Annotated in this window: 18 protein-coding genes; all 18 read left to right on the top strand. The window is 44.3% G+C overall.

Annotated elements, in window-relative coordinates; all coding sequences use genetic code 11:
• The first annotated feature begins 7 nt into the window (after positions 1–7).
• The 18 genes from hisC to DWW86_RS05700 all read left to right on the top strand — a co-directional run bounded on the left by hisC (position 8) and on the right by DWW86_RS05700 (position 19,762).
• Positions 8–1,084, top strand: a complete 1,077-nt coding sequence (hisC, locus tag DWW86_RS05615) for a histidinol-phosphate transaminase (RefSeq protein ID WP_117942519.1) — start codon at positions 8–10, stop codon at positions 1,082–1,084.
• Positions 1,072–1,572: a COG2426 family protein gene (locus DWW86_RS05620; RefSeq protein ID WP_072522080.1), complete on the top strand. Its 501-nt coding sequence runs from the start codon at positions 1,072–1,074 to the stop codon at positions 1,570–1,572. Before hisC ends, DWW86_RS05620 begins: the two co-directional genes overlap by 13 nt.
• A 259-nt stretch (positions 1,573–1,831) precedes the next feature.
• Positions 1,832–3,265, top strand: coding sequence for a transcription termination factor Rho (gene rho / locus DWW86_RS05625; RefSeq protein WP_072522079.1), 1,434 nt, complete (start codon positions 1,832–1,834; stop codon positions 3,263–3,265).
• Between the two features lie 109 nt (positions 3,266–3,374).
• Positions 3,375–3,578: a 50S ribosomal protein L31 gene (gene rpmE, locus DWW86_RS05630; protein ID WP_015541906.1), complete on the top strand. Its 204-nt coding sequence runs from the start codon at positions 3,375–3,377 to the stop codon at positions 3,576–3,578.
• A 138-nt stretch (positions 3,579–3,716) separates the two neighbouring features.
• The gene (locus DWW86_RS05635) at positions 3,717–4,715 is read left to right on the top strand and encodes a DUF1385 domain-containing protein (protein ID WP_117942520.1); all 999 of its coding nucleotides are present in this window, start codon (positions 3,717–3,719) and stop codon (positions 4,713–4,715) included.
• The gene (gene prmC / locus DWW86_RS05640) at positions 4,702–5,574 is read left to right on the top strand and encodes a peptide chain release factor N(5)-glutamine methyltransferase (protein ID WP_117942521.1); all 873 of its coding nucleotides are present in this window, start codon (positions 4,702–4,704) and stop codon (positions 5,572–5,574) included. Before DWW86_RS05635 ends, prmC begins: the two co-directional genes overlap by 14 nt.
• Before the next feature lie 16 nt (positions 5,575–5,590).
• Positions 5,591–6,667 (top strand): peptide chain release factor 1, encoded by a 1,077-nt coding sequence (gene prfA, locus DWW86_RS05645; RefSeq protein WP_117942522.1) that lies wholly within the window; start codon positions 5,591–5,593, stop codon positions 6,665–6,667.
• Positions 6,668–6,735: 68 nt separating this feature from the next.
• Positions 6,736–7,653 (top strand): nucleotidyltransferase family protein, encoded by a 918-nt coding sequence (locus tag DWW86_RS05650; RefSeq protein WP_117942523.1) that lies wholly within the window; start codon positions 6,736–6,738, stop codon positions 7,651–7,653.
• Positions 7,654–7,695: 42 nt separating this feature from the next.
• Positions 7,696–9,042 carry a phosphoglucosamine mutase gene (gene glmM, locus DWW86_RS05655; protein ID WP_117942524.1) on the top strand — a complete coding sequence of 449 codons (1,347 nt, stop codon included), beginning with the start codon at positions 7,696–7,698 and terminating at the stop codon, positions 9,040–9,042.
• 9 nt (positions 9,043–9,051) lie between these two features.
• Positions 9,052–10,107 carry a tetratricopeptide repeat protein gene (locus tag DWW86_RS05660; RefSeq protein ID WP_286187654.1) on the top strand — a complete coding sequence of 352 codons (1,056 nt, stop codon included), beginning with the start codon at positions 9,052–9,054 and terminating at the stop codon, positions 10,105–10,107.
• A 2-nt stretch (positions 10,108–10,109) separates the two neighbouring features.
• Positions 10,110–11,363: a GTPase HflX gene (gene hflX, locus DWW86_RS05665; protein WP_117942525.1), complete on the top strand. Its 1,254-nt coding sequence runs from the start codon at positions 10,110–10,112 to the stop codon at positions 11,361–11,363.
• Between the two features lie 196 nt (positions 11,364–11,559).
• Positions 11,560–13,935 (top strand): ribonucleoside triphosphate reductase, encoded by a 2,376-nt coding sequence (locus DWW86_RS05670; RefSeq protein ID WP_072522071.1) that lies wholly within the window; start codon positions 11,560–11,562, stop codon positions 13,933–13,935.
• Between the two features lie 219 nt (positions 13,936–14,154).
• Positions 14,155–14,574 carry an ACT domain-containing protein gene (locus DWW86_RS05675; protein ID WP_117942526.1) on the top strand — a complete coding sequence of 140 codons (420 nt, stop codon included), beginning with the start codon at positions 14,155–14,157 and terminating at the stop codon, positions 14,572–14,574.
• A gap of 7 nt (positions 14,575–14,581) precedes the next feature.
• On the top strand, positions 14,582–15,292 hold the full coding sequence (locus DWW86_RS05680; RefSeq protein WP_117942527.1) for an AzlC family ABC transporter permease: 711 nt from the start codon (positions 14,582–14,584) through the stop codon (positions 15,290–15,292).
• Position 15,293: 1 nt separating this feature from the next.
• Positions 15,294–15,614, top strand: a complete 321-nt coding sequence (locus tag DWW86_RS05685; protein WP_117942528.1) for an AzlD domain-containing protein — start codon at positions 15,294–15,296, stop codon at positions 15,612–15,614.
• A gap of 225 nt (positions 15,615–15,839) precedes the next feature.
• Positions 15,840–16,538, top strand: coding sequence for an ABC transporter ATP-binding protein (locus DWW86_RS05690; protein WP_117942529.1), 699 nt, complete (start codon positions 15,840–15,842; stop codon positions 16,536–16,538).
• A gap of 12 nt (positions 16,539–16,550) precedes the next feature.
• Positions 16,551–18,866: an ABC transporter permease gene (locus DWW86_RS05695; protein ID WP_117942530.1), complete on the top strand. Its 2,316-nt coding sequence runs from the start codon at positions 16,551–16,553 to the stop codon at positions 18,864–18,866.
• Positions 18,867–18,967: 101 nt separating this feature from the next.
• Positions 18,968–19,762 (top strand): shikimate kinase, encoded by a 795-nt coding sequence (locus DWW86_RS05700; protein ID WP_117942531.1) that lies wholly within the window; start codon positions 18,968–18,970, stop codon positions 19,760–19,762.
• The last annotated feature ends 44 nt before the right edge of the window (positions 19,763–19,806 follow it).

Raw genomic sequence — 19,806 nt, forward strand, 5'->3', positions numbered from 1 at the left:
CTTTAGAATGAACAACTGGGAAAAAAATATCCGCAAGGTAGTTCCGTATACACCGGGTGAGCAGCCGAACCAGCCGGATATGATCAAATTAAATACAAACGAAAATCCATATCCTCCGGCACCGGGTGTAGCAGAGGTGCTTAAAAATACAGAGACAGATGCACTGAGACTTTATCCGGATCCTGCCGCAAAGGATCTGGTTCATGCGATCGCGGCTGAATATGGCATTTTGGATGAGCAGGTGTTTGTAGGCGTCGGTTCAGATGATGTGCTTGCAATGAGCTTTCTGACATTTTTTAACAGTGAAAAACCGATCCTCTTTCCAGATATTACGTATTCTTTCTACGATGTATGGGCAGATCTGTTTCAGATTCCGTACGAGCGTCCGGAACTGGACGAACACTTCCATATAAAGAAAGAAGATTATTTCCGTGAAAACGGCGGCATTATTTTTCCAAATCCAAATGCACCGACCGGTGTGTCTCTGCCGCTTGATGAGATAGAAGAAATTATCTTACATAATCAGGATGTGATTGTGATCGTAGATGAAGCATATGTAGATTTTGGTACAGAATCAGCACTTTCCCTGATCGATAAATACGAGAATCTGCTGGTCGTTCAGACATTTTCCAAATCAAGATCCATGGCAGGTATGCGTATCGGATTTGCAATGGGAAGCCCGAAACTGATCGCTTATCTGAATGATGTGAAATATTCGTTCAACTCTTATACGATGAACCGCACATCGATTGAAGCAGGCGTGGCTGCGATCAAAGATCAGGCATATTTTCGTGAGACCTGCGATAAAATCATAGAGACAAGAGAATGGACAAAGCAGGAACTGAGAAACCTTGGCTTTACTTTTGAAGACTCAAAAGCCAACTTCATTTTTGCGTCCCATGTGAACTGTCCGGCAAAACAGCTGTTTCAGGCACTGCGGGAACAGCACATTTATGTACGTTATTTTCCGGGTGGAAGAACAGATAATCACCTGCGCATTACAATCGGAACAAGAAAAGAAATGCAGACTTTCCTTGATTTCGTAAAAGAGTATTTCAAAAAGGAGAATTTATGGAAGTTTTAGTTCAGTGGTTTACGGATAACCTGTCACAGCATATTTCAAAGGAATTGATCATATTTATCATTTCCATGATCCCGATCCTGGAGCTTCGAGGAGGGCTTCTGGCTGCATCACTTCTGAAAGTATCAGCAGCAAAAGCCATCCCAATCTGTATTATGGGAAATATTATTCCGATTCCGTTTATTCTGCTCTTTATCCGTCAGATTTTTAAACTGATGAAAAAAACAAAGGTTTTCCGCGGACTGATCGAAAGACTGGAAAATCGTGCCATGGGAAAGAGCGACCAGATTAAACGATATGAATTCCTCGGACTACTTTTGTTTGTGGGAGTACCGCTTCCGGGAACCGGTGCATGGACGGGTTCTCTGATTGCTTCACTTCTGGAAGTCGACATCAAGAAATCATCTATTGCAATTTTGTGTGGACTGATCATGGCAACTGTGATCATGTATGTGGTTTCTTACGGAATCGTAGGCAACCTGATCCACTAAAAATTACTGTGATCGGGATTTTGCCATTATTCATGGCAAAACACCTCGCGGAATACTACCTGTGAACAGTAACATCTAAACTTCTGTTCTATCTGCTGGACAGAAGTTTCAAGTTGTGATAAAATATCTTCAAGTATCCAAAAGAAAACTCTTTCAGAGTTTTCTTTTGGCATTCTGAAATTCATGTCGAGTCAGACAGATATTCCTGAATAACTGGTATCAAATAAATAGGCCTTGAAAAGACTGAGAGGATTTTTATATGAGAGAAAAATATGAATCATTGTCCCTTGCTACATTAAAAGACCTTGCAAAGGCAAGAGGATTGAAGGGGATTTCTACTTTGAGAAAGCCGGAACTGATAGAGCGCATGCTCGAAGAAGACGAAAAGGAAAAGGCGTCTGCAGGCAGTGCGGAATCTAAGAATACTGAACACAGACAGGAAGAGTCCGCCAGAGAAGAAAACCGTGTTCGGGAACCACGTGCTTCTTATGATACATCAGAGAGAAAAAATTATCAGGAACGTACAGAGTACACCTACAAGAATCCGGCGGAGACAGCCCAGCTTGACAGCGGCGAGAAAGCAAATGGCATTCTGGAAGTACTTCCGGATGGATATGGATTTATTCGCTGTGCCAATTATCTGCCGGGTGAGAATGACATTTATGTATCTCCGTCCCAGATCAGACGTTTTAACTTAAAGACAGGAGATATCGTTCAGGGAAGCATCCGCATCAAGACACAGGGGGAGAAGTTCAGTGCGCTTCTCTATGTAAATTCCATCAATGGTTTCCCGCCGAGCGAAGGACAGAGAAGATATAATTTTGAAGATATGACCCCGATCTTCCCGAATGAGCGTCTGCGTATGGAGCGTCCGGGCGGTACAGTCGCAATGCGTATCATGGATCTGTTAAGTCCGATCGGTAAGGGACAGCGAGGCATGATCGTTTCTCCTCCGAAAGCAGGTAAGACGACACTTTTAAAGGATGTTGCAAAGTCTATTCTTAAGAATAATCCGTCCATGCATCTGATCATTCTTCTGATCGATGAGCGTCCGGAGGAAGTTACCGATATCAAAGAAGAAATCAAAGGCGATAACGTTGAAGTTATTTATTCTACATTTGACGAGCTTCCGGAGCACCACAGACGCGTTTCTGAGATGGTGGTTGAGCGTGCGCGCCGTCTGGTAGAGCATAAGCAGGAAGTAACGATCCTTCTTGATTCCATCACAAGACTTGCCAGAGCATACAATCTCTGCGTGACACCGAGCGGAAGGACACTGTCCGGCGGTCTTGATCCGGCAGCGCTTCACATGCCGAAGAGGTTTTTTGGTGCAGCCCGTAATATGAGAGAAGGCGGAAGTCTGACGATCCTTGCAACAGCACTCGTCGATACCGGAAGCAAGATGGACGATGTTATTTACGAGGAATTCAAGGGAACCGGTAACATGGAACTTGTACTTGACCGTAAATTACAGGAAAAGAGAGTTTTCCCGGCAATCGACATTCAGAAATCCGGAACGAGACGTGAGGACCTGCTTCTGACGAAGGACGAGCAGGAAGCCGTGTATAACATGCGCCGTGCACTCAACAGCCTCAAGGCAGAAGACGCGGTAGAACAGATTCTGAACATGTTTTCACGTACCAAAAACAATGCCGAATTTATACAGACTGCAAAAAAACAGAAATTTTTATAAACAGCTTGCATTTGCATATTGAGTGTGTTATAATCAGAAAGCTGCGAAATAGTAAATTCGTCAAATTAATACGAATAGAAAATAGAAGAATTATAGAGAGGTGAAAATCATGCGTGAAGGAATCCATCCAAACTACTATCAGGCAACTGTAACCTGCAACTGCGGAAACACATTTGTAACAGGATCTACTAAGAAAGATATCCATGTAGAAATCTGCTCCAAATGTCATCCATTCTATACAGGACAGCAGAAAGCAGCTCAGGCTCGCGGACGTATTGATAAGTTCAACAAGAAATACGGCTTAAACAAATAATCAGACAAGATAACGAAACAAGAGACAGGTTGAGGTTGGGGAAATCTCAGCCTGTTTTTGCTTTTCTGCCAAAATATGCAGGAGAAGCTGCCGGTGGCAGGTTCTTTGTAAGAGAATATATTTTTTATGGAGTGATATATGAAACCATCGAATATCGGCGGTCAGGCGGTAATGGAAGGCATTATGATGCGGCATAAGGATAAATATGCTGTTGCAGTGCGACGTCCTGATAAAGAAATAGAAATAAAAGTAGAAGACTATAAATGTACCTTCGGTAGAGCCGGATTTCTGAAATGGCCGATCATCCGCGGTGTGGTAAGTTTTGTGGATGGTCTGGTTGTTGGCACGAAATGTCTGATGTATTCTGCAGAGATTGCAGGAGATGAAGAAGACGAAAAAGAAGCAGCCAAAAACGCTGCACTTTCCGAAGAAGAACTTTCCGCAAAGAAAGCCAAAGAAGCGAAGCAGTTCCAGTGGCTTCTTTACATAACTGTGGCAATTTCAATCATATTTTCCATAGCTGCATTTATGTTGCTGCCATATGCACTGGCGAGTCTTCTCCGCAGGATCGGAGCATCCGAATTCGGAGTGACGGTTGCCGAAGCATTTGTGAAGCTTGCGCTTTTCCTTGGGTATATGTTCCTGATCTCCAGAATGAAGGATATCCAGAGAACTTTTATGTATCATGGAGCAGAGCATAAGTGTATCAACTGTGTGGAACACGGACTTCCGCTTACGGTCGAAAACGTTATGGCAAGTTCCAGACAGCACAAACGCTGCGGTACAAGCTTTCTGTTTCTGGTCATGCTGGTAAGTATCTGCCTTCATTTTGTGTTTGTACTTGTTCCGGTTTACTGGGTGCGTCTTTTCGGACGTCTTCTGATGGTGCCGGTCGTATCCGGTATTTCCTTTGAGATCATCCAGTGGGCCGGCAGAACCGACACGAAATTTGCAGACATGATGAGCAAACCGGGTCTTGCAATGCAGAAGCTGACAACGAAAGAACCGACTGCCGATATGGTTGAAGTAGCAATTAAGGCAGTTGAAGCGGTTTTTGACTGGAAAGATTACCTGAAAAGAGAATTCGACTGGGTTGACCCGGAAGAAAATAATGGAGAAGAACATGCGGACATATAAAAAGGTACTGGAGGATGGAATACATCTTCTGGATGCGGCCGCGATCGAAGAAGCCGGGTTGGACGCCTGGCTTCTTCTGGAGTATGCGGCAGATATCAACCGTGCCTGGTATTATGCACATATGGATGAAATGCTGGATAAAAAGACAGAATCACGTTATCTGGAGATGTGTGCCAAACGTGCACAGCATATTCCATTGCAGCATATTACCGGCAGGGCTTATTTTATGGGATATGAATTCTGCGTAGATGAGCGTGTGCTTGTGCCAAGACAGGATACGGAAGTACTGGTTGAAACGGCACTTACTCATTTGAAGGAATGCCGTGCGCCAAAGATTCTTGACATGTGCACCGGATCAGGCTGTATTTTACTAAGTTTTCTGATGGAGAGACCGGATGCAGTGGGAACCGGTGTGGATATATCGGAGGGGGCACTTGCTGTTGCAAAGCAGAACAGAGTACACCTGCAGCTTGAAGATCGTGCAGAATTTGTGCAGAGTGATCTGTTTTCCGGTGGCTATTTTAAGAAAAACAGTGGAAATACAGTCACAGAATATGATATGCTTATCTCGAATCCGCCCTATATCCCGTCGGGAGAAATTCCGGGGCTTATGGAGGAGGTGCGTTCCCATGATCCGGTGCTTGCGCTGGACGGGAAAGAGGACGGACTGTTTTTTTACAGAGAGATCACCGCACAGGCAGGGAAATATCTGCGAGCGGGCGGCTGGCTGATGTATGAGATCGGCTGTGATCAGGGAGAGTCCGTTTCGAAAATCATGAAGACAGATAATTTTATCAATGTAGAAGTGATACAGGATCTGGCAGGACTGGACAGAGTTGTGATCGGACAGAAAAAGTAAATACAGGAGGAACAGGATGTTTGATAAATTAGAGGATCTGCTTGTTCGTTTTGAGGAAGTTCTGAATGAGCTTGGTGAACCGGGAGTGACTGACAATCAGGAGCGTTTTCAGAAGCTGATGAAAGAACAGAGCGAACTGCAGCCTATTGTAGATACCTATAAAGAATACAAAGAAAATAAAGAAACCATTCAGGACAGCTTATCGATGCTGGAAGAAGAAAAGGATGAAGAAATGCGTGAAATGCTGAAAGAAGAACTTTCTGATGCAAAAAAACGTGTGGAAGAACTGGAAAAAGAATTAAAGATTCTTCTTCTTCCGAAAGACCCGAATGACAGCAAGAACGTTATTGTTGAGATCCGTGCAGGTGCCGGCGGAGATGAGGCAGCCCTGTTTGCAGCGGAGATTTACCGTATGTATGTCAAATATGCAGAATCACGTCGCTGGAAGACAGAGATGATGAGCCTCAATGAGAACGGCATCGGTGGATTTAAAGAAGTTACCTTTATGATCCAGGGGCAGGGCGCATATTCCAGACTGAAATATGAGAGTGGTGTGCACCGTGTACAGAGAGTTCCGGAGACAGAATCCGGCGGACGTATCCATACATCCACCTGCACCGTTGCAATCATGCCGGAGGCAGAGGAGATTGACTTCCATCTGGATATGAATGACTGCAAATTCGATGTGTTCCGTGCATCAGGAAACGGTGGACAGTGTGTCAACACCACAGATTCTGCGGTACGTCTGACACATATCCCGACAGGAATCGTAATTTCCTGTCAGGATGAAAAATCACAGCTTAAAAACAAGGATAAGGCGCTGAAAGTTCTGCGTTCCCGTCTGTATGAGATGGAACTTGCGAAGCAGCATGATGCAGAGGCAGAAGCGAGAAGAAGCCAGATCGGTACCGGAGACCGCTCTGAGAAGATCCGTACCTACAATTTTCCGCAGGGTCGTGTGACGGATCATCGTATCAAACTGACACTGCACCGTCTGGATGCGATTCTCGGCGGAGATCTGGATGAGATACTCGACAGTCTGATTGCAGCGGATCAGGCAGCAAAACTCAGTACTTTAAATGAAGAACAGTAAAAGAATGTAATATGTATGTGTAAATGATGTGGGAAAATATTTACACTATGTAACAGGAGGGAATTTACATGAAAAAAACAGCATTGGTAATCATGGCAGCAGGAATCGGAAGTCGCTTCGGAAAGGGCATCAAGCAGCTTGCACCGGTAGGACCGAATGGTGAGATCATTATGGATTATTCCATTCATGACGCGCTGGAGGCAGGATTTAATAAAGTTGTCTTTATTATCCGTAAGGATCTGGAAGAAGAATTCCGCCGTGTCATCGGAGAAAGAATCGAAAAGATCACAGAAGTAGAATATGCATTCCAGTCACTTGAGAATCTTCCGGATGGATTCAGCAAACCGGCAGACCGTACCAAACCATGGGGAACCGGCCAGGCAGTCCTTGCCGCACGGGAAGTGCTGGATGAGCCTTTTGTTGTAATCAATGCAGACGATTACTATGGAAAGGAAGCATATGTAAAAGTACATGAATATCTGGTACAGGAACAGCCGCAGGATGATAAAATCCATATCTGTATGGCAGGATTCCGCCTTGGAAACACACTGAGTGATAACGGAAGTGTTACACGTGGTGTGTGCCACATCGAAAATGGTGCACTGACAGGTGTTACAGAGACACATAATATCTTTAAGACTGCTGAAGGCGCTGAAACACGCAGCGATGACGGTACAGTAGAGAAACTGGATGTTAAGAGCCTGGTTTCCATGAATATGTGGGGACTTACTCCGGCATTTATGGATACACTGGAAAAAGGTTTTGTTGAATTTCTTGAGGATCTGAAGCCAGAAGATATTAAGAAAGAATACCTTCTTCCGGTTATGATCGACGAGCTGATCCAGAAGGGAGCAGCAACTGTCGATGTACTGGAGAGCAGGGACACCTGGTTCGGTGTAACTTATCAGGAAGACAAGGCTTCTGTGACAGAGGCTTTTGCTGAACTGGTCAAAAAAGGAGTTTATCCGGCTGATCTTTACAAATAAGCAGGACAACGCATTAGATATGCGCGGATAAGGAGGAAAATAATGGGCAAATATTTTGGAACAGATGGTTTTCGTGGGGAAGCAAATATACAGTTAACAGTAGATCATGCTTTCAAAGTCGGCAGATATGTTGGCTGGTATTATGGTCGTGAACACAAAGCCAAAATTGTAATCGGCAAAGACACCAGACGCAGCAGTTATATGTTTGAATATGCGTTGGTTGCCGGTCTGACTGCTTCCGGAGCAGACGCGTATCTGCTTCACGTAACGACAACACCGAGCGTTTCCTATGCAGTCCGCACAGAGGATTTTGACTGTGGAATTATGATCTCTGCAAGCCATAATCCATTTTACGATAATGGAATCAAGCTTCTGAACGGCAACGGACAGAAGATCGAAGCAGAAGTAGAGGCAAGAATCGAGGCATATCTGGATGGCAAGATCGAAGATCTTCCATATGCAACACGCGAAGATATCGGACGTACCGTGGATTATGCTTCCGGACGTAACCGTTATATCGGTTATCTGATTTCTATTCCGTGCCGTGACTTCAAAAACATTAAAGTCGGACTGGATTGTTCCAACGGAAGTTCTTCTGCAATCGCAAAAAGTGTATTTGACGCACTTCGTGCAAAGACTTATGTGATCAACAATGATCCGGACGGAACCAACATCAATCGTGGCTGTGGTTCCACGCATATCGAAGTACTGCAGAAATATGTGGTTGAGAATGGGCTGGATGTCGGTTTTGCCTATGACGGAGATGCAGACCGCTGTATTGCGGTAGACCATAAGGGAAATATCATTGATGGTGACAAGATTTTGTATGTATGTGGTAAATTCCTGAAATCACAGGGCAAATTAAACGGCAATACTGTTGTTACGACCGTTATGTCCAACATGGGACTTTATAAAGCATTTGAAAGTGAAGACATCAACTATGAGCAGACTGCCGTAGGTGACAAATACGTAGCAGAAAATATGCTCGAGAACAATTACAGTATTGGTGGCGAGCAGTCCGGACACGTGATTTTCAGCCGTTATGCAGCTACCGGTGACGGAATCCTGACTTCTCTTATGATCATGGAAGCCTGCGTAGAGCAGAAAGCAACTCTCTGTGATCTTGCAAAAGAGATGAAAGTATATCCGCAGATCCTGCGCAATGTGCGTGTAGCCGATAAGAAAACTGCAAGAGAGAACCCGAAGGTTGTCGAAGCAGTAGAAGCAGCTGCAAGAGCACTGAGTACAGAAGGACGTATTCTTGTAAGGGAAAGTGGTACAGAGCCGCTGATCCGTGTCATGGTAGAAGCCGGAACAGAGGAAATCTGTGCAGAGCACGTAAATAATGTAGTACGTGTCATGGAAGAAGAAGGACTTATTGTAGAATAAAGGATATTGATGAATAAAAAAAATATTATAAAAATGGGAACAGCCGGTCTCTGTATGCTCATGCTGACCGGCTGCGGGGGGCAGAATAAGAAGACTTACGACCAGGCTGTAACAGATCTTGAGCAGGGAAGTTATGACTATGCGCTGGAAGGTTACAAGTCTTCGATCACTGCCGGATATAAAAGTGCGCAGTCGTATCGTGGGGCAGGTATAGCAAGCCTTCATCTCGGCAATTACCAGGATGCGATCGACTATCTCACCAGTGGACTGAATGATGAAAAAGCAGGCAAAACATTGAAAAAGGACATGCTTGCTTATCGTGCGACTGCAGAGATGAAATCAGGGCTTTTTGATGCTGCAATGGCAGACTGCCAGACCATCGCCGAAGATTACGCGATGGATGCAGACACGTATTATCTGACTGGCTGTGTGGCACTTGCCATGGATTCTTATGATGAGGCATCCACTAATTTTACTGATGCGTATGATGCCGATGCGTCCTATGAGATGGCGATCGAGATCTATGAGGCATATCTCGAAAAAGACATGGAGGCAGACGGTACACGTTATCTGGAGACTGCATTACAGACAGAAGCCAAAACTGCAGACGATTACTGCGACCGGGGAAAAGCTTATTACTATATGCAGGATTACAGCAATGCAAAGAAAGAACTGACAGAAGCGGTCAACAAAAAGAGCACAGAGGGAATCCTGCTTCTCGGTATGGTTTATAAAGCACAGGGCGATACAGCCAATGCACGCGCCATGTACCAGCAGTATATTGAGACGGAGGGAAGCTCTCCGGCAAAAGGTTACAATGGTCTTGCACTCTGTGATATTGATGACGGCAATTACGATAATGCACTGACAGATATCACAAATGGTCTTGCAGACGCTTCTACAGAGGAAATGCAGGATCTTCTGTATAATGAAGTTGTGGTTTATGAGAAAAAACTGGATTTTGCCACAGCATTGAGTAAGATACAGGAGTATCTCAAGATGTTCCCGGATGATGAAAATGCATCCAAAGAGCTTATTTTCCTTCAGTCGAGAAACGGAGGCTGAGTATGCAGTTTTACGAGTTTAAAGATATAGAAGAACGGGTCGTTCTGATCGGCGTGCAGACAAGCGAAGACGAGGATGTCGCCGTATCTCTTGACGAGCTGGAAGAACTGGCAGAGACTGCCGGTGCAGTGACTGTGGCAAAGGTGATACAGAATCGTGAGGCAGTCCACCCGGGTACCTATATCGGCAAGGGTAAGATCGAAGAAGTTGCGGCACTTATTCAGGCATATGACGCAAACGGTGTGATCTGTGATGATGAACTTTCGCCGGCGCAGCTCAATAATCTTGAGCGTGAACTGGACTGCAAAGTAATGGATCGTACACTTCTGATTCTTGATATATTTGCGGCGCGTGCAGTAAGCAGTGAGGGAAAAATCCAGGTCGAGCTGGCACAGCTCCGCTATCGCGCGGCGCGTCTTGTCGGCTTACGTGAATCTCTGTCCAGACTCGGTGGTGGAATCGGTACGCGAGGACCCGGTGAAAAAAAACTGGAAACAGACCGACGTCTGATCCGAACCAGAATTTCAGCACTGAAAGCCGAGTTATTTCAGGTTGAGAAGCACAGAGAACTGATCCGCGGTAAAAGAAGTCGCGGCAATTTAAAGACTGCAGCGATTGTCGGCTACACGAATGCCGGTAAATCTACTCTTTTAAATACGCTGACCGGAGCAGGAATCTTGGCAGAGGACAAGTTATTTGCGACACTTGATCCGACGACAAGAGTACTGGAATTAAAAGACGGGCAGCAGATCCTTCTGACCGACACTGTAGGGTTTATACGGAAGCTGCCGCATCACCTTGTAGAAGCCTTTAAAAGCACGCTGGAGGAGGCAAAGTATGCCGACTATATCATTCATGTCGTAGACGCGTCAAATCCGCAGGCAGAGCTTCAGATGCACACAGTATACGAGACACTTCGTGAACTCGGTGCAACCGGAAAAAAGATCATCACTCTTCTGAACAAGCAGGATCAGGTAAAAGATATCCAGATCCGGGATCTTCAGGCAGATTATACTGTAAAGTGTTCTGCACGTACAGGAGAAGGTCTGGAAGAGTTTAAAGACGTTCTTGCAAAAATTCTTGCTGAGAGCCAGATTTATCTGGAAGAATTATTTTCTTACAAAGAGGCAGGAAAAATTCAGCTGATACGTGAATATGGAAGCCTTATTTCAGAGGAATATACAGCCGACGGAATAGCCGTAAAAGCCCGTGTTCCTGCGGAAATCTTCGTTTCCGTGCTCCCTGAAAGTCACTGAAAATACAAATAAAAAAGTTTTTTGGATAACACCATATAGTTGTGAAAATGATGAAATGACACAATATATGGTGTTTTTTGTGTATTGACGAAACGAAGAGAGTTTGCTACAATAGGTCTACAGCGCATAAATCATATGGGAACATGTGGTCGTAAATAGATACAGATGCAGCAGTAGAGGGAGGTTTGATTTAGGTATGTTTCAGGTAGTTAAGCGTGATGGTGAGATCGCGGAATTTCAGATGTCAAAAATCACTGCAGCGATTGATAAAGCATTCGATGCCAAAGAAAAAGTTTACAGCAAGGATATGATCGATCTGATGGCACTCCGTGTGACCGCAGATTTTCAGAATAAGATTACAGACGGCAAAGTAACAGTGGAAGATATTCAGGACAGTGTAGAGAATGTTCTGATCCAGGCCGGTTACAGTGATGTGGCAAAGGCTTATATCCTTTACCGCAAGCAGAGAGAAAAGATCCGTAACATGAAATCCACAATCCTCGATTACAAGGAAATCGTAGACAGTTACGTAAAGGTTGAAGACTGGCGGGTAAAAGAAAACTCCACCGTAACTTATTCTGTCGGAGGGCTGATCTTAAGCAACTCCGGTGCTGTAACCGCAAATTACTGGCTTTCCGAGATCTATGACAATGAGATCGCAGAGGCGCACAGAAATGCAGACATTCACATTCATGACCTGTCCATGCTGACCGGCTACTGTGCAGGATGGTCCCTGAAACAGCTGATTCAGGAAGGTCTTGGCGGAATCGAGGGCAAGATTACTTCCGCACCGGCGAAGCATCTGAGTGTACTGTGCAATCAGATGGTTAATTTCCTCGGCATCATGCAGAATGAATGGGCCGGTGCACAGGCGTTTTCTTCTTTTGATACTTACCTTGCACCATTTGTCAAGGTGGATAACTTAAGCTATCATGAGGTAAAAAAATGCATTGAAGCATTTATCTATGGTGTCAATACACCGAGCCGCTGGGGTACACAGGCACCATTTTCCAACATCACTCTGGACTGGACGGTTCCGGATGATCTTGCAGAGCTTCCTGCAATCGTTGGCGGCAGGGAAATGGACTTCAAGTACAAAGACTGCAAGAAAGAGATGGATATGGTCAATAAGGCATTTATCGAGACGATGATCGAGGGAGATGCCAACGGACGTGGTTTCCAGTATCCGATTCCGACCTACTCCATCACGAAGGAATTTGACTGGTCCGATACAGAGAATAACCGTCTGTTATTTGAAATGACTGCGAAATACGGAACACCGTATTTTTCCAACTATATCAACAGTGATATGAAACCGAGCGATATCCGCAGCATGTGCTGTCGTCTCCGTCTTGATCTTCGTGAACTGCGTAAAAAGAGCGGCGGCTTCTTTGGCTCCGGTGAGAGCACCGGTTCCGTTGGTGTCGTAACGATCAACATGCCGCGTATCGCATATCAGTCAAAGACTCCGGAAGAGTTTTACCGCAGACTGGATCGTCTGATGGATATTTCAGCGAGATCTCTTCATATCAAACGAGAGGTCATCACGAAACTTCTGAATGAAGGTCTGTATCCGTACACCAAACGTTATCTGGGAAGCTTCGATAATCATTTCTCCACCATTGGTCTGGTCGGAATGAACGAGGCAGGACTGAATGCAAAATGGCTTGGCTGCGATATGAGCGATGAGCGTACGCAGAAATTCACAAAAGAAGTACTGACACATATGCGTAACCGCCTTTCTGATTACCAGGAAGAATATCCGGGTGAACTGTTCAATCTGGAGGCAACTCCGGCAGAGTCCACTGCATACCGCCTGGCAAAACATGACCGTAAACGCTGGCCGGATATCCGTACCGCAGGAAGCAAGGGTGATACTCCGTATTACACCAACAGTTCCCATCTTCCGGTGGAATTCAGCTCCGATATCTTTGATGCACTGGATATTCAGGATGAGCTTCAGACTCTGTATACATCCGGTACTGTATTCCATGCGTTCCTCGGTGAAAAACTTCCGGACTGGAAAGCTGCTGCATCTCTTGTACGTAAGATCGCAGAGAACTACAAGCTTCCGTATTATACGATTTCTCCGACCTACTCTGTATGTAAGGAGCATGGCTATTTAAGCGGTGAGCATTTTACCTGCCCGAAATGCGGTAAAAAAGCAGAAGTTTACAGCCGTATCACCGGATATTACCGCCCAGTACAGAACTGGAACGACGGTAAGGCACAGGAGTACAAGAACCGTACATTATATGATGTGCTTCATTCCAAACTTAAGAAAGTTCATACAAGTATGGTGACACTGACTGACGATGATGTAAAGATCGAACCGTTGGAAACGCATAAATATTTGTTTACTACAAGTACCTGTCCGAACTGCCGCATGGCAAAGAAGATGCTGGAGGGTGAAGACCTTGAGATCATCGATGCAGAGAAAAATCCTGATATGGCACGTCAGTTTGGAATCATGCAGGCACCGACGCTGGTTATTACCGATGGTGAACACCTTAAGAAATATGTAAATGCATCCAATATCCAGAAATATGTGGATGAAGAGCTGGATGCCTGATCCGCTGTGTGGATAAGCATAAGGAAATAATACTTAATGAAAGAATATGAATCCTCGTGGGGCAAGAGTGCTTCACGGGGACCTTTTTACGTTACAGGAAATTACTCCGTAATGTTTCTGCAAAGGTTTACATTTAGAAAAAACGTGAGTATAATGATATTCATTGGTATATTATGCAATATAGACTAATTTTTATGCGAGGGACGAGGAGAGAGAATAATGATTAAACAGAACATAGTATTTATTGAAAATAAAGCAGGAAGTCTTCAGAAAGTAACCGGTCTTCTGGCAGAAGCAGGTATCGATATTTATGGATTTGCATGCTTTGATGCACCGGAATTTGCGCTTTTTCGTATGGTGACAAACCAGGCAGACGAAGCAGAAAAAATCCTCACAGAGAACGGATATATGAACCGTGTGACAGAAGTTATCGCCGTAGATCTCAAGGATGAAGTCGGCGGACTGAACACAGTACTGCAGGTACTTGGCAACTGTAATGTAAATCTGGATTATATTTATACATCCTATCACAGAGGAAACAGTCTTCCGATCATGATTCTTCAGACAGACGATGTATTTGTAACCGAAAATGTGCTGAGCAATAATGGATTCCATGTATTAAATTCTCTGGAGGGCTGAAACCGTCATGAATAAATCCGCTTTTCAGAAGGGATTGAAAGATGGAATACCGATCGGACTTGGGTATTTTGCAGTCTCTTTTACGTTTGGTATTATGGCAATACAGGCGGGCTTGAGTGCATGGCAGGCTGTACTGATCTCTCTTACCAATCTGACATCAGCAGGGCAGTTTGCTGGTATCGGGATCATTGCTGCCGGTGGTTCACTCTGGGAGATGGCACTGACTCAGCTGGTCATCAATCTTCGGTACTGTCTGATGTCTTTTTCACTGTCACAGAAACTGGAAAAGGGTGTAGGAAACGGTTACCGTCTGACAGTTGCTTTTGGTGTGACTGACGAGATTTTTGGTGTCAGTGCAAGCCAAGAGGGAAGAATCAGTCCATGGTATAATTATGGTGTGATGTGTGTGGCAATTCCGGGATGGACACTCGGAACTCTTGCCGGTGCCATATCGGGAAATCTGCTTCCGGATTTTCTGGTCAGTGCACTGAGCGTTGCAATCTATGGCATGTTCCTTGCCGTCATTATTCCGCCGGCAAAGAAGAACCGTGCCGTGCTTGGTGTTGTGATCGGTGCTATGGCACTAAGCACCCTGTTTGCAACGGTACCTGTACTGAATAAAGTATCGACCGGTTTTGTGATCATCATCACGACCGTACTTGTGGCAGGAATTGCAGCATATTTCTGTCCGATCGAAGAAAAGAAGGAGGCAGACTGATATGAAACCGAATGTATATATCTATATTCTGGTGATGGCAGGTGTGACCTATCTGATTCGTATGCTTCCGCTTGTACTTTTTAAGAAAGAGATCACCAGTCCTTATATAAAATCTTTCTTATATTATGTGCCGTATGCCTGCCTTGCCGCAATGACATTTCCGGCAATTCTGACTGCGACAGCAGGCGGTATTATTTCCGGTGCTGCGGGACTGATCGTAGCACTGATCGTGGCATATCGTGAAAAAAGTCTTCTTACGGTTGCATTGTTTGCATGTGCGGCAGTGTTTGTGGCAGAGAGGATCATGGGATTTTTGATGTGAATAATATAGTAGGAAAATATTCCGGCTTTGCCTCTGGCAGGGCCGGATTTTTTACGTTACAGGAAATTACTTCGTAATGTTTATATACGAAAAATGTGCTCCTTTTTCGAAAATAGTTAGTTCGGACAAATATTCTTGACAAAACGGGGTAGTCTGAACTAACATAAGTATAGATATGGCTAACTGAAAAAATTAGTCAAAAATCGAGGGAAAAAGGAGAAACGTATGTTTTTGGAAATAAGAGGAATCAAAAAGTCATTCGGTTCAGGTGACAGCAAAGTCGATGTGCTGCGTGGTCTGGATCTGGATATTGCGAAGGGAGAGTTCTGTGTTCTTCTGGGACCGTCCGGTTCCGGTAAGTCCACGCTTTTAAATATTATCGGCGGAATCGAAAGTGCCGATGATGGCAGCATCTCCATTGAGGGAGAACGACTTGCCGACATGAAAGAAAAGAAGCTGTCACAGTACCGCAGAAAACATCTGGGCTATATCTTCCAGATGTACAACCTGATCCCAAATCTTACTGTGCGTGAAAATATCGAGGTCGGGGCATATTTGAGTGACCGTCCACTGGATGTGGATGAACTTCTGCATACACTGGGACTTTTTGAACATCAGAGAAAACTTCCGAACCAGCTGTCAGGAGGCCAGCAGCAAAGAACGGCAATTGGCCGTGCCATCGTAAAGAACCCGGATATCCTGCTTTGCGATGAGCCTACGGGTGCACTTGATTACAATACATCCAAGGAAATTCTGAAACTGATCGAAACCGTTAATCAGAAATATGGAAATACGGTCGTCATGGTTACGCATAATGATGCAATCAAAGATATGGCGGATTGTGTAGTCAAGCTTCGAGACGGTATGATCCGTAAGAATTATCAGAATGAACATAAGATTCCTGCGATGGATCTTGACTGGTAAGGGGGCGATAATATGAAAAGTCCTCTCAGAAAAAGGATTCCCCGTGAACTCAAAGGAGAAATCGGAAAGTATCTGGTTGTTTTTATCCTAATGGTCGCAACGATCGGACTTGTTTCCGGTTTTCTGGTTGCAGATGGAAGTATGATTCATGCATACAATGAAGGCTTTGAGAAATATAACATCGAAGATGGCAATTTCCGTCTCGGAGAGCGTCTGTATCGTGGACAGAAAGAGGCAATCGAAGATGAAGGCATTAAAGTCTATGAGAGCTATTATATAGAAGATTCTCTTTCAAATGGCAGTACGATGCGTTTCTTTAAAAACCGTACAGATGTCAACAAAGTCTGCCTGATGGAAGGCAAACTGGCAGAAAAAACAGGCGAAATTGTGATCGACCGTATGTATGCGGATAATAATAATCTGAAAGTCGGAGATACGATCGATGACGGTACAAAGAGCTGGAAGATCACCGGGCTGGTTGCTTTATCTGATTACAGCTGTCTGTTTCAGAACAACAGTGATACCATGTTTGATGCCGTAAAATTTGGTGTCGGTGTTGTGACAGAAGAAGAATTTGATACTCTGGATCAGGATAAACTGCAGTACAATTATGCATGGGTATATGATAAGAAACCACAGACAGAGCTTGAGGAAAAAGAAGTTTCTGAAGACTTGATGAAAGCAATGGGCAAAGTTGTTACACTGGAAAGTTTTGTGCCACAGTATCAGAACCAGGCGATCATCTTTACCGGTGATGACATGGGAAGTGACAAAGCAATGATTGCAATGCTTCTTTATATCATTATTGTGATCATGGCATTTGTATTTGGAATCACGACCAGCAATACGATTGCAAAAGAAGCCGGTGTGATCGGAACACTCCGTGCATCCGGTTATACGCGGGGAGAACTGGTTCGTCATTACATGACACTGCCGGTTATCGTAACGCTTATAGGGGCACTGGTCGGAAATATTCTGGGTTATACCGTATTCAAATATGTATGCGCCGATATGTATTATGGAAGTTACAGTCTTCCGACCTATAAGACAATCTGGAATGCAGAAGCATTTGTTCTGACAACAGTGGTGCCTGTGGCGATCATGTTTGTAGTTAATTATGCAATCCTGCATCACAAACTGAAACTGTCACCGCTTAAATTTCTGCGAAGGGATCTTTCAACAAGAAAGCAGAAACGTGCTCTTTATTTAAGTCCGAAACTGAAAATATTTTACAGATTCCGTCTGCGTGTGATATTCCAGAATATCAGCAATTATCTGGTGCTCTTTGTGGGTGTTGTTTTTGCAAATCTGCTTCTGATGTTCGGACTTCTGCTTCCGTCGGCACTGGATCACTATCAACTGGAGATTCAGAATAATATGCTGGCAAAATATCAGTATATGCTTTCGGTTCCGGTCAGTGTGATGGGTGGAAGCAATAAGCTTGAGGGAATGCTGGATATGTTTCTTTTTTCTCATGATACAGAGACAGATAATGAAGATGCGGAGGAGTTCAGTGCATATTCATTGAATACACTTCCGGGCAAATACAAAAGCGAAGAAGTTACTATCTATGGAGTCCACGATGACAGTAAGTATATTGACGCGGATTTTTCAGACGGTGTTTACATCTCGCAGGCATATGCGGACAAGTTTTTGCTGAAGATCGGGGACTCGATCACTCTTAAGGAAAAATATGAGGATGATGAGTATACGTTTAAGATCGGTGGGATCTATGATTATGATGGCGGGCTTTGTATCTTTATGCCGCAGGAGGAGCTGAATCAGATGTTTGATCTGGGAGATGATTACTTCAGTGGTTATTTCAGCAACAGCGAGATTACGGATATAGACAGCAGTTATATCGGTTCGGTGATAGATCTGGATGCCTTGACCAAGATTTCCAGACAGCTCAACGTATCAATGGGAAGTATGATGGGACTGGTCAATGGGTTTGCAATCGCAATCTACATGATCCTGATCTATCTGTTGTCCAAGATCATTATCGAAAAAAATGCACAGTCGATCTCAATGACAAAGATTCTGGGTTATACCAATGGTGAGATCAGCAGACTGTATATTATGTCAACGTCAATTGTCGTAGTTCTCTGTCTCCTTATCAGCATGCCTATTGAGGCTGCTGCCATGAAGGTGCTGTTCCGGGAAGTGATGCTGCAGAGTATTTCCGGATGGATTGCTCTGTGGATCGATCCGATGATTTATGTGAAGATGTTTGGGGCTGGATTTGTAACTTATGCCGTAGTAGCACTTCTGGAATATCGCAGGATACGTAAAGTACCGATGGGCGAAGCACTCAAGAATGCAGAATAAAATTTAGGTTTTTTAGAAAAATCCCCACTTTATATTGTTAACGCGCTAAATAGCTGTTATAATAACGATAAATTTGTTTATATAGAGAGGGAACGATACATATGAATCAATTGGATATACTCAGAGAAAGTCTCGGACAGTGTGATGAGATTCTTCTGGATGCACTTCTTATGCGTAACAGAATCGTAGAAGACATCATGGTTTACAAAGAAGCAAATGATATTCCGATCCTGCAGCCGGAGCAGGAAGCGAAGCAGAGAGAATGGCTGAACCGCAGAATGGAAGGCAAACGCCATAAAGATGAAGTGACAGCTGTTTTTGAAGAAATTACCAGAAACAGTAAAAAGATTCAGGCACGTAAGCTGTTTGATTACAATATTGTTCTGATCGGATTTATGGGTGCCGGTAAATCCACAATCTCTGATTTCCTGAGAACTGTTTTTGCAATGGAAGTTGTAGAGATGGATCAGATCATCGCGGAGAGAGAAGGCATGTCCATCTCCGATATTTTTGAGACCTACGGAGAAGAATACTTCCGTAATCTTGAGACAGAACTTCTTATTGAAATGCAGTCCAGGAGCAATGTGGTCATCTCCTGCGGTGGTGGTGTACCGATGAGAGAGCGCAATGTAGTTGAGATGAAGAAAAACGGCCGTGTCGTTCTTCTTACCGCAAAACCGGAGACAATCTTAAACCGTGTCAAAGACAACCATGACAGACCGCTTCTCGAGGGAAATAAGAATGTTTCTTTTATTGGTGACCTTATGGAAAAACGTCGTGAGAAATATCAGGCAGCAGCTGATATCGTTATCGAGACAGACGGTAAGGATAAGCTTGAGATCTGTGAAGAACTTGTACACAGACTTCGTGCACTTGACTCACAGAGTGGACAGTAAGTAACATACAGAGATATATTGGTTGAGAATATCCTGCGCGGTGT

Origin of the sequence: Ruminococcus sp. AF17-22AC, from assembly GCF_003460065.1 — a bacterium.
Taxonomy (GTDB): Bacteria; Bacillota; Clostridia; order Lachnospirales; family Lachnospiraceae; genus Blautia_A.

Excerpts from the sequence above, each read along its gene's own strand:
- hisC (WP_117942519.1), top strand. The coding sequence starts at position 8 with ATGAACAACTGGGAAAAAAATATCCGCAAGGTAGTTCCGTATACACCG.
- DWW86_RS05700 (WP_117942531.1), top strand. The coding sequence starts at position 18,968 with ATGAATCAATTGGATATACTCAGAGAAAGTCTCGGACAGTGTGATGAG.
- DWW86_RS05685 (WP_117942528.1), top strand. The coding sequence starts at position 15,294 with ATGAAACCGAATGTATATATCTATATTCTGGTGATGGCAGGTGTGACC.
- DWW86_RS05635 (WP_117942520.1), top strand. The coding sequence starts at position 3,717 with ATGAAACCATCGAATATCGGCGGTCAGGCGGTAATGGAAGGCATTATG.
- prfA (WP_117942522.1), top strand. The coding sequence starts at position 5,591 with ATGTTTGATAAATTAGAGGATCTGCTTGTTCGTTTTGAGGAAGTTCTG.
- DWW86_RS05660 (WP_286187654.1), top strand. The coding sequence starts at position 9,052 with ATGAATAAAAAAAATATTATAAAAATGGGAACAGCCGGTCTCTGTATG.
- DWW86_RS05690 (WP_117942529.1), top strand. The coding sequence starts at position 15,840 with ATGTTTTTGGAAATAAGAGGAATCAAAAAGTCATTCGGTTCAGGTGAC.
- DWW86_RS05680 (WP_117942527.1), top strand. The coding sequence starts at position 14,582 with ATGAATAAATCCGCTTTTCAGAAGGGATTGAAAGATGGAATACCGATC.
- rho (WP_072522079.1), top strand. The coding sequence starts at position 1,832 with ATGAGAGAAAAATATGAATCATTGTCCCTTGCTACATTAAAAGACCTT.
- DWW86_RS05675 (WP_117942526.1), top strand. The coding sequence starts at position 14,155 with ATGATTAAACAGAACATAGTATTTATTGAAAATAAAGCAGGAAGTCTT.
- glmM (WP_117942524.1), top strand. The coding sequence starts at position 7,696 with ATGGGCAAATATTTTGGAACAGATGGTTTTCGTGGGGAAGCAAATATA.
- prmC (WP_117942521.1), top strand. The coding sequence starts at position 4,702 with ATGCGGACATATAAAAAGGTACTGGAGGATGGAATACATCTTCTGGAT.
- rpmE (WP_015541906.1), top strand. The coding sequence starts at position 3,375 with ATGCGTGAAGGAATCCATCCAAACTACTATCAGGCAACTGTAACCTGC.
- hflX (WP_117942525.1), top strand. The coding sequence starts at position 10,110 with ATGCAGTTTTACGAGTTTAAAGATATAGAAGAACGGGTCGTTCTGATC.
- DWW86_RS05695 (WP_117942530.1), top strand. The coding sequence starts at position 16,551 with ATGAAAAGTCCTCTCAGAAAAAGGATTCCCCGTGAACTCAAAGGAGAA.
- DWW86_RS05620 (WP_072522080.1), top strand. The coding sequence starts at position 1,072 with ATGGAAGTTTTAGTTCAGTGGTTTACGGATAACCTGTCACAGCATATT.
- DWW86_RS05650 (WP_117942523.1), top strand. The coding sequence starts at position 6,736 with ATGAAAAAAACAGCATTGGTAATCATGGCAGCAGGAATCGGAAGTCGC.
- DWW86_RS05670 (WP_072522071.1), top strand. The coding sequence starts at position 11,560 with ATGTTTCAGGTAGTTAAGCGTGATGGTGAGATCGCGGAATTTCAGATG.